The organism is Frankia sp. CcMO1 (assembly GCF_977945845.1).
Map to the genome: position 1 here is coordinate 1 of NZ_CDWTMG010000179.1, position 6,618 is coordinate 6,618.

At 70.1% G+C, this 6,618-nt stretch carries 8 protein-coding genes and 3 pseudogenes; 4 read left to right on the top strand and 7 right to left on the bottom strand.

All coding sequences use genetic code 11. The annotated features are described in order from the left end of the window. From AC08OU_RS18020 to AC08OU_RS18035, 4 genes and pseudogenes are all read right to left on the bottom strand, one after another. A partial coding sequence (locus AC08OU_RS18020; protein WP_476605376.1) for a hypothetical protein occupies positions 1-725 on the bottom strand: 725 nt, incomplete at its 3' end. 244 nt (positions 726-969) lie between these two features. Next, the gene (locus AC08OU_RS18025) at positions 970-1,857 is read right to left on the bottom strand and encodes an ATP-binding protein (RefSeq protein ID WP_476605377.1); all 888 of its coding nucleotides are present in this window, start codon (positions 1,855-1,857) and stop codon (positions 970-972) included. 124 nt (positions 1,858-1,981) lie between these two features. After that, positions 1,982-2,128, bottom strand: a pseudogene (locus AC08OU_RS18030) (AAA family ATPase); the annotation flags it as partial. A gap of 247 nt (positions 2,129-2,375) precedes the next feature. After that, positions 2,376-2,771 (bottom strand): hypothetical protein, encoded by a 396-nt coding sequence (locus AC08OU_RS18035; RefSeq protein WP_476605378.1) that lies wholly within the window; start codon positions 2,769-2,771, stop codon positions 2,376-2,378. A gap of 100 nt (positions 2,772-2,871) precedes the next feature. Between AC08OU_RS18035 and AC08OU_RS18040 the strand changes: the two genes are divergently transcribed. Together AC08OU_RS18040 and AC08OU_RS18045 are read left to right on the top strand one after the other, a co-directional pair. Continuing rightward, positions 2,872-3,279 (top strand): YciI family protein, encoded by a 408-nt coding sequence (locus AC08OU_RS18040; RefSeq protein WP_476602209.1) that lies wholly within the window; start codon positions 2,872-2,874, stop codon positions 3,277-3,279. Beyond that, a pseudogene (locus tag AC08OU_RS18045) lies at positions 3,276-4,435 on the top strand (RNA polymerase sigma factor). Before AC08OU_RS18040 ends, AC08OU_RS18045 begins: the two are co-directional and overlap by 4 nt. Before the next feature lie 117 nt (positions 4,436-4,552). On the opposite strand, the gene AC08OU_RS18050 reads toward AC08OU_RS18045, so the two are convergent. After that, positions 4,553-4,930, bottom strand: a complete 378-nt coding sequence (locus AC08OU_RS18050; protein WP_476602212.1) for an aldo/keto reductase — start codon at positions 4,928-4,930, stop codon at positions 4,553-4,555. Next, positions 4,927-5,184: a winged helix-turn-helix transcriptional regulator gene (locus AC08OU_RS18055; RefSeq protein ID WP_476602210.1), complete on the bottom strand. Its 258-nt coding sequence runs from the start codon at positions 5,182-5,184 to the stop codon at positions 4,927-4,929. Before AC08OU_RS18055 ends, AC08OU_RS18050 begins: the two co-directional genes overlap by 4 nt. Positions 5,185-5,448: 264 nt before the next feature. On the opposite strand from AC08OU_RS18055, the gene AC08OU_RS18060 reads away from it, so the two are divergent. Beyond that, positions 5,449-5,745 carry a type II toxin-antitoxin system Phd/YefM family antitoxin gene (locus tag AC08OU_RS18060; RefSeq protein WP_476602211.1) on the top strand — a complete coding sequence of 99 codons (297 nt, stop codon included), beginning with the start codon at positions 5,449-5,451 and terminating at the stop codon, positions 5,743-5,745. A gap of 83 nt (positions 5,746-5,828) precedes the next feature. Next, positions 5,829-6,161 (top strand): annotated as a pseudogene (locus AC08OU_RS18065) (PIN domain-containing protein); the annotation flags it as partial. On the opposite strand, the gene AC08OU_RS18070 reads toward AC08OU_RS18065, so the two are convergent. After that, positions 6,158-6,298 carry a hypothetical protein gene (locus tag AC08OU_RS18070; protein WP_462204069.1) on the bottom strand — a complete coding sequence of 47 codons (141 nt, stop codon included), beginning with the start codon at positions 6,296-6,298 and terminating at the stop codon, positions 6,158-6,160. The pseudogene AC08OU_RS18065 and the gene AC08OU_RS18070 sit on opposite strands and share 4 nt — an antisense overlap. Positions 6,299-6,618 lie beyond the last annotated feature (320 nt).

Sequence of the window (6,618 nt, forward strand, 5' to 3'; positions counted from 1 at the left end):
ACACCATCGATCACGCGGTCCACCCAGGCCTCGATCCGCGCCAACGCGGACTCGTCTGTGCCGTCCTCCTGATAGAGGTACGGCAGGTAGAAGGCTCTGACGCCAAGCTCCACGCCGGACCGCACGGTTTCGGAGAGCTGGCCGACGACTGCCGCGCGCGCGTGCCGCGTGGACGCCGCCCTCGTCGGCTCGGTCTCGTCGGGAGCGGTCGTCGCGGCGAGAAAGGCGGCCTTCCGGTCCGCCAGGGGACGCCCGCGGTAACGCGCGAGCCAGACGCGTACGGCGGACTCGTCGGTGACCTCAACGCCTTCGTCACGCATGAGCCGGGCGTAGAAACGCTCCCAGGTCGTCCGTTCCGGCGCGAAGAGCGCCTCTTCGTAGTCCGCGGTGGCCTCGTCGACAGCCGCGTGGAGCTTCGCCAGTTTCTTCGCGCTCAGCAGGCGAGCCGCGTGCTGCTCGTCCGCCAGAGCCTTCAGCACGCGAGCGCAGACTTCCAGGTCGTCCCGGGCCGGCGCCGCGAGCGTCGCGAGGCTCCCGGTCAGGATCTCCCTGGCCAGCGCCGCGGTGATCTCCGGCAGCCCGGCCCGCACCCGCGAGTCCCTGTGCAGCAGGACGACCGCGACCGTCGTGACGGCCGGCCCGGCCGGCAGGGCCTGGCCCCGAGCCTCGGCCGAGCGAAGGAGACGGTCGACACCGACGCCGAGCACCTCGTCAAGCTCTGTCACCTCGTCATGTCCGGTCATGGCCCAGAGGTTTACCAGAGTTGGGTGAATCAGCCGCCGAGCGGTCGCAGCGGCCAGGCAACGAGAAGACACGGGGTGCCGGGTGCTCCGGTGGCCACCCCTCCGCCAGCGGCGCGGCCTGTCCGAGGGCCCCGCCTCGGCGAACGGTGTCGCGCCGTCCACATCCGCTCGTCCTTTCCGAAACCCGCTGGTCGATTTTCGCCCGCGGCGCCACCCACCCAGTGGGTCACGGACCGAGAAGTGCCAGCGGGACCACGGCGACGTCATCACGTCGGCGGTAGGCATGTGCACCCGCATAGATCACGAGGGCGTCGATCAGGTCTTCTCCGATGCGGTCTCGTAGCCAGTTCAGGTGCCTGACGTCGGAGTCCTCGACCCGGTCCGCCAGTTTCACCTCAACCGCCAGCGCGCGGCCGTCCGAGTGCTCGACTATCAGGTCGACCTCGTGGTCGTTGTTCTGGGTGCGCAGGTGACCTACCCGGGCCTCGGCGGCCTCGGCGTAGGTATGCAGGCTGAGCGCGGCGAGATGCTCGACCAGAGCCCCCAGAATCGTGCCTGCCGACAGGACTGTGCTGCCCTGCTCGGCCCGCAGCAGCACGAAGTCGTCAAGTCCGAGCAGCCGCGCGGCCAGCGCCGGGTCCGCCAGATGGTGCTTGGGGGACCGACCGAGCCGCTCAAGATGGTTTCGGGTAGGAATCCACGGCGGTACCGCGTCGAGCAACCACAGCGACGACAGGGCGTCACGATAGGCGAGAGTGGTCTCCTTGGCCGGCTTGTTACCCAGGACGGGAGTCGCCGCATCCAGGATTTTCGAGCAGGCCGTCGTCGTCGACGTGGCTGCGGCATAGGCGGCGAGCCAGGCGCGCAGCACCGTCGGCCGCCGGATCGGGTAGCCCTGCTCAGAGAACTCCCGTTGAACGACGTTGTCCAGGTACGCATCCAGCTCGGCTCGACGCGCCCGCGGTGGCAGGCCGCGGAGGGCGGGAAAGCCTGATGCAGTGATCTCCTCGACGTAGTCCGTCAGCCGAAGCGAGGTGGCACCACCGATATCGCTGTTCCCGTGGAGAAGCGCGGCGAGGCCCACCGTCGGCCTGTCGACGTCTCGCTCGGCCATGCTCAGCGGACGCATCCGCAACGGCACGATCCGCCCCGCGCCCGAGTGGACCACTGCCCCCCCGCGGTGCGGAACTGCCCGCGATGATGAAGTGACCGGCCGGCGAGCCGGCGTCGACCGCGCGCCGCACGTGGTCCCACACCTCGGGAAGGCGCTGCCACTCGTCGACCAGGACCGGCCCCGGCAGCCGGGTCAGGACGGTCGGATCGGCGGCCATGATCTCACGCTGGCCGGGAAGGCTGAGATCGATGATCGACTCTGCGCGCCGCATCGCGGTCGCGGTCTTGCCCACCGCCTTCGGCCCGTGGATCGACAGGGCGCGAAGATGCGGCTGAAGTGCGTCCAGTGTGTCGTCGAGGACACGACGCCGATAGTCGACCACATCTCTACTCAACCATCAGCAGGCACTCTACTCTTCCGATAGCAGGCTCACAGATCTGCCGATCCGACCTCGCAGGCAGCCCGCGGCGGAGGGCAGCAGGGGGTACAAACGCGGTGCCGCGGACCAAAGCCTGGCGCTACTTGTCAGATGGGTGCGGACCGTCCCGTCCCACTCCACCTTTCCGAGACTGGCTGGTCCAGCACCATCCCGTTCCTGGGTCACCGAAGTTCAACCGGGCAGGACTGCCGCTGCCCCGGCCGAAGTCCCGGTACGCCTGCCGGGCGAGAACCGCGTGCTCCTCGGTCACCGCGACCACGTCTATACCTGCCACTCGCACCAGTTCATCGAACCGACGGCTCGCGACCGGGTCGCGCGCCGCGTCGACCACCACCGCGGCCGCTATCTGACGACCCAGGGCAACGATGCGGGCCACTCCCCGCTCACCTTCGTCGCGGTCGGCGCGCATCCGCTCCGGGCGTTCCCGGACAGCGACGAGCACGGCCGTCGTGACGGCGCTCAGCTGAGACTCCATCGCTCGGGATGCAACCGGCGATGTCGAGAACCCGCGACTGGCTCCGTCCCTGCGGTGAACGCGACCAAAATGGGTCGCACCAGCACCGAGGAGAAACACGATGGCTAAGTACTTGCTGCTCAAGCACTACCGCGGCGCGCCGGCTTCGGTCAACGACGTGCCCATGGACCAGTGGACGCCGGAGGAGATCGCAGCGCACGTGCAGTACATGAACGACTTCGCGGCCCGGCTCGAGGGGACCGGCGAGTTCGTTGACAGTCAGGCGCTTGCCCCCGAGGGGACGTTCGTCCGGTACTACGGTGAGGGGCGCCCGCCGGTCACCGACGGCCCATTCGCCGAGACCAAGGACCTCATCGCCGGCTGGATGGTGATCGACGTCGACAGCTACGAGCGCGCCATCGAGCTGGCCGGGGACCTGTCGGCCGCCCCTGGGGCGGGCGGGAAGCCGATCCACGAGTGGCTCGAGATGCGCCCGTTCCTGGCCTCGCCGCCCACCATCACGGAGTGACCTCTCAGCTAAACGAGGCCCTGCTCCGGAGCCTCACGCCGAGCGTGCTCGGGATCCTCGTCCGCCGCGGAGCCGACTTCGCGGCGGACGAGGACGCCTTGCAGGACGCGCTGGTCGAAGCGGTCCGCGTCTGGCCGGCCGACCCGCCGCGGGACCCGAAGGGCTGGCTGGTCACCGTGGCCTGGCGCCGGTTCCTCGACGCGACCCGGGCGGACGCCGCCCGCCGCCGGCGTGAGGACCTCGTCGACGAGGAGCCGGCGCCCGGGCCCGCGCCCGCGGTGGACGACACGCTCCAGCTCTACTTCCTGTGCGCCCACCCGTCGCTGACGCCGCCGTCCGCGATCGCGCTCACGCTGCGCGCCGTCGGCGGGCTGACCACCCGCCAGATCGCCCAGGCCTACCTGGTGCCCGAGGCGACCATGGCGCAGCGCATCAGCCGTGCCAAGCGCACCATCTCCGGCGTGCGGTTCGACCAGCCCGGCGACGTCGCCACCGTGCTGCGCGTCCTCATACTTGGTCTTCAACGAGGGCTACTCCGGCGACGTCGACCTCGCCGCCGAGTCCATCCGGCTCACCCGGCAGCTCGCGGCCGCGGTCGACCACCCCGAAGTGGCGGGGCTGCTCGCCCTCATGCTGCTCCACCACGCCCGGCGCGCCACCCGGACCGCGCCCGACGGCAGTCTGGTGCCGCTCGCCGAGCAGGACCGCGGCCGGTGGGACACTGAGTCGATCGCCGAGGGCGTCGAAATCCTGCAGGCGGCCCTCGCCCGAGACCGACTGGGCGAGTTTCCAGGCCCAGGCCGCCATCGCGGCACTCCACGCTGACGCGCCCACCGCCGAGGAGACTGACTGGGTGCAGATCGTCGAGTGGTACGACGAGCTCGCGCGCCTGACCGACAGCCCAGGCGTCCGGCTCAACCGCGCAGTGGCTGTCGGCGAGGCCGACGGCCCGCGCGCCGGGCTGGCGGCGCTCGCGGCGCTGGACGACTCGCTGCCCCGCCACGCCGCGGTGGCGGCGTACCTCCACGAGCGCGACGGCGACCTGGCGACGGCGGCACGGCTGTACGCCGAGGCGGCCCACAAGGCGCCCAACCTCGCCGAGCGCGATTACCTGACGCGCCAGGCCTCCCGGCTCAACGCCCGCCGGTGCCGTTGACGGGTCGCGCTCGGATTTAGGTCACGCATTGCATCCTGAGCGGCAGCAAGCGTCCCCACCGCCGCCTGCCGAGCATCCGCCCGAGCAGACCACCGGCGGACACCGGCGGACGCAGCTCTAAACGGGCGACGGGTTCAGCCGGGCGAAACCCTCCTGTCGTTGGTACGGAAAGTACGGGTAGGGAGCGGTGCGGGCACTGGCCTCGTCCAACCGTGCTATCTGTCCCGTGCTCAGCGACCAGCCGACCGCCCCGAAGTTTTGCCGGAGTTGTGTCTCGTCGCGCGCGCCGATAATGACGGAGGACACCGTGGGCCGCTGGAGCAGCCAGTTCAGCGCGATCTGCGGCACGGCCCGACCAGTCTCCGCGGCGATCTCGTCGAGTACGTCGACCACGGCGAACAGATATTCGTCATCCACAGGCGGGCCGTAGTCCGCGGTGGCGGGTAGCCGGCTGCGCGCGGGCAGGGGCTGGCCGCGACGAACCCGACCGGTCAGCCGACCGCGCCGCGAAGGCCGCGGATCCGGCCCGCGGTGGCCATCTCGGTGACGCGCGCCCGGGCTTCCACCTCGCCGATCTTCAGGGTGCCTGCCGCCGAGTGGCTGGCGTTCCTGAGCGCCCTCATCGGGCCGTCGACCAGGCTCTGCCCCAGCGGGGTCAGTGCGTATTCGACCCGCGGCGGGGACTGGGCGAAGGCACGGCGGTCCACCAGGCCCTGGGCACACAGCCGGCATAGCGATTCGGTGAGCACTTGTCGCTCATGCCGCCGATTGCGGCACGCAGCTCGCGGCGCCGACGGGGGCCCGGGCGAAGGGCCGCCAGGACGACGGGGTCCCAGGTATGGGCGAACAGATCGGTCGCCGCCCGGAGGCGACAATCCGCGATCAGTTCCTCGCAGTGGCGTCCATGCTCGCTCATCCGCGCCATCGTCGCAGGTTCGGCACGCACCGATTCCAGGCCCCAGGGTAGATCGTCAGCTCCAAAGCAGCGATGTACATGTAGTAACGTAGAGCGTATGACAGCGGCGGCAGATGACGGACGGCTCCGGGTGGGTATGCGCGAGCTCTCCCAGCGGACCGCCCGCGTGCTCGCGCTGGTCCGCGCGGGTGAGACGGTCGCGGTGACCGACCGGGGCAGGACCGTCGCGAGGATCGTCCCGGCGGCGGACGACCGCTATGAGCAGCTTGTCGCCGCCGGTCTGATCCGCCAGGCCACCCGTCCGTTCAACCTCGCGCACCTGCCGGAGCCGGCGGCAAACCCGACCGGCCGCTCCACCGACGCATGGCTCGCCGACCTGCGCGGCGAAGGCTGATGCCGACTCGGATCTATCTCGACACATCCGCCCTGGCCAAGGTGTTCATCGCCGAGTAGGAGTCGGGTGACCTTCGTCAGTGGCTCGCCGAGCAGAAGGAGCCACTGCGTCTCGTCTCCTCGGCCCTGCTCGCCGTCGAACTGACCCGGCTGCTCAGCCTGGTGAACCCGGCCCTGCTCGGCCCGGCGGAGTCCTTCCTGTCGACCGATGTGGATCTTGTACAGATCGCTCCACCGCTGCTCGCCGACGCGGCCTGCGTTCCACCGCCCCGGCTGCGCACCCTCGACGCGATCCACCTGGCGACAGCACTCGAACTCAAGGACTCCCTGGACGTCGTCCTCAGCTACAACAAGCTCCTCGCCGAAGCCGCTGACGCATCCGGTCTGCCGGCCGTGTCACCCGGCGCCGGCCGCTAGATCGTTCGAGCGGCGGCCGGCAGCGCGTTCGTTCTTCCCGAAACCCGCTGGTCCAGCACCATCCCGATCAGCAGCGCCAACGGGGCGTTGGTCAGCAGCTCGCCAGCCTCGTCGATCTGGCTCAGGTGCAGGCTCATGCCATCACCCGTAGCGCCGACTGAGAGCGCACGACGCAGTGCGGCCCACGAGAATCATGCCACCGAACACCGGGCCAGCCCCGTCGGCGACATCGGCCACCCCTCTGTTTCCAGACCAACACTGTGGTCCGCTGTCCGGGGCTGCGAAGGGCGGCCATGACGGCGGGAGCAGAATTGACTCATGAGCCCAACCAGCCGTGGTCGCAAGATGGCTGGGCCCGCAGGACGCCAGCGAGTTCGACCCGGTCGAGTTCGACGCCGAAGACGTGAACAAGGCGCTGTCCACCATCCGATAACACCTCGGTCGGCAGGTTGGGGGA

What these genes read in the sequence shown, in the direction of transcription:
- AC08OU_RS18070 (WP_462204069.1), bottom strand. Translation starts at nt 6,298, where the DNA reads ATGAGCCTGCACCTGAGCCAGATCGACGAGGCTGGCGAGCTGCTGACC.
- AC08OU_RS18040 (WP_476602209.1), top strand. Translation starts at nt 2,872, where the DNA reads ATGGCTAAGTACTTGCTGCTCAAGCACTACCGCGGCGCGCCGGCTTCG.
- AC08OU_RS18060 (WP_476602211.1), top strand. Translation starts at nt 5,449, where the DNA reads ATGACAGCGGCGGCAGATGACGGACGGCTCCGGGTGGGTATGCGCGAG.
- AC08OU_RS18035 (WP_476605378.1), bottom strand. Translation starts at nt 2,771, where the DNA reads ATGGAGTCTCAGCTGAGCGCCGTCACGACGGCCGTGCTCGTCGCTGTC.
- AC08OU_RS18025 (WP_476605377.1), bottom strand. Translation starts at nt 1,857, where the DNA reads ATGGCCGAGCGAGACGTCGACAGGCCGACGGTGGGCCTCGCCGCGCTT.